The 1,896-nt window shown below is 66.9% G+C and carries 3 protein-coding genes; all 3 read left to right on the top strand.

Features of this window, described 5'->3' with window-relative positions:
* The coding region (gene purM / locus EN879_RS33990) for a phosphoribosylformylglycinamidine cyclo-ligase (protein WP_127274618.1) at positions 1 to 919 on the top strand (919 nt) is incomplete at its 5' end.
* Positions 916 to 1,629, top strand: a complete 714-nt coding sequence (gene purN / locus EN879_RS33995; protein ID WP_013532446.1) for a phosphoribosylglycinamide formyltransferase — start codon at positions 916 to 918, stop codon at positions 1,627 to 1,629. The genes purM and purN, both read left to right, overlap by 4 nt.
* A gap of 13 nt (positions 1,630 to 1,642) precedes the next feature.
* The coding region (locus EN879_RS34000) for a histidine phosphatase family protein (RefSeq protein ID WP_206521063.1) at positions 1,643 to 1,896 on the top strand (254 nt) is incomplete at its 3' end.

Below are 1,896 nucleotides of genomic sequence, written 5' to 3' on the forward strand. Positions count from 1 at the left end.
GTTCGACCTCAAGGCGGCCGGGTTTACCGATCCGGTGCTGGTGGCGGCCAATGACGGCGTCGGCACCAAGCTCAAGATCGCCATCGATGCCGGCAAGCACGACACGATCGGCATCGACCTCGTCGCCATGTGCGTCAACGACATCGTCGTGCAAGGTGCCGAACCGCTGTTCTTCCTCGACTATTTCGCCACCGGCAAGCTCGATCCCGACCAGGGTGCCGCGATCGTCGGCGGCATTGCCGAGGGCTGCCGCCAGGCCGGCTGCGCGCTGATCGGCGGCGAGACCGCCGAGATGCCCGGCATGTATCACGGCAACGACTACGACCTCGCCGGCTTTGCGGTGGGTGCCGCCGAACGCGGCCAATTGCTGCCCACCGATGACATTGTCGAAGGCGACGTGCTGCTGGGCCTGGCTTCCTCCGGCCTGCACTCGAACGGCTATTCGCTGGTGCGCCGCATCGTCGCCGTCAGCGGTCTGTCGTGGAGCGATCCGGCACCGTTCAACGACGAGGCCACTCTGGCCGAAGCACTGCTCGAGCCGACCCGCATCTACGTCAAGTCGATTCTCAAGGCGATCCGCAACACGCATGGTATCAAGGCGCTCGCCCACATCACCGGCGGCGGCTTCCCGGAAAACATTCCACGCGTGCTGCCCAAGGATTTTTCGGCCGAGCTCGACCTCGAGGCGATCGACGTTCCTCCCGTGTTTTCGTGGCTGGCCAAGACCGGCGGCGTGGCGCCGGAAGAAATGATGCGCACCTTCAATTGCGGCATCGGCATGATCCTGGCGGTCGCGTCCGGCCAGGCAGCGCAGGTCGCGGCCGTGCTACAGGAAGCCGGCGAGACGGTGACGCCGATCGGCCGCATCGTGCCGCGCCGCGACGCAGGCGTCATCTATCGGGGTTCGATCGGCCTATGAGCGCGCAGAGGAAACGCACCGTTGTCCTGATCTCGGGACGCGGCTCCAACATGACCGCGCTGATTGCCGCGGCCAGCGACCCGTCGTTCCCGGCCGAGATCGTCGGTGTCATTTCCGATAAGGCGGATGCCGCCGGGCTCGGCATCGCCAGGGCGCGCGGCATCGCCACGCAGGTCGTCTCACGTGCCGACCACGGCAGCAAGCAGGCGCATGACGCCGCCATCGACGCGGCCCTTACCGCCTTCAACGCCGAGATCGTGGCGCTGGCCGGCTATATGCGCATCCTCAGCCCCGGCTTCGTCCAGAAATGGCAGGGCCGCATGATCAATATCCACCCTGCCCTGCTGCCGGCCTTCAAGGGGCTCGACACCCATGCGCGCGCGCTGGCCGCCGGCATCCGCATCCATGGCTGCACCGTGCACTTCGTCACCTCCGAGATGGATGACGGCCCGATCATCGCACAGGCAGCCGTGCCGGTGATGGTCGGCGACACCGCCGATACATTGGCAGCCCGCGTGCTGAAGACCGAACACCGGCTCTATCCGCTGGCGCTGGGGCTGGTCGCCGAAGGCAAGGCGCGCATGGAGTCCGGCCGCACCGTGCTTGCCCACTTTGCCGACGATGCCGACAACGGCACCTCGGTGGTGATGGCCCCGGATCCGCTGCGCGAGGAAGCCGACCTCGAGCATCTGGCGCGCATCACGCCTTGAGCTTAGAGCGGCGATGAAACAGCTTCTCCTGCTTCGTCACGCCAAATCCAGCTGGGACGACCCTGATCTCGATGATTTCGACCGGCCCTTGGCCGAACGCGGAGTGAAGGCAGCCCGGTTGATGGGGCGCGAGCTTGCGACGCGCGGCTGGCTGCCGGACCTGGCGCTGGTGTCGGCGGCGCTGCGCACCCGCGACACCTGGCGGCTTGTGGCGGCGGAATTGCCCGTCCCGCCCCAGGTCGCATTCCTCAAGGCGCTGTACGATGC

The organism is Mesorhizobium sp. M7A.F.Ca.AU.002.02.1.1, from assembly GCF_003998535.1.
GTDB classification, from domain to species: Bacteria; Pseudomonadota; Alphaproteobacteria; order Rhizobiales; family Rhizobiaceae; genus Mesorhizobium; species Mesorhizobium ciceri.

Coding starts and splice junctions, on each gene's coding strand:
- purN (WP_013532446.1), top strand. CDS start 916: ATGAGCGCGCAGAGGAAACGCACCGTTGTCCTGATCTCGGGACGCGGC.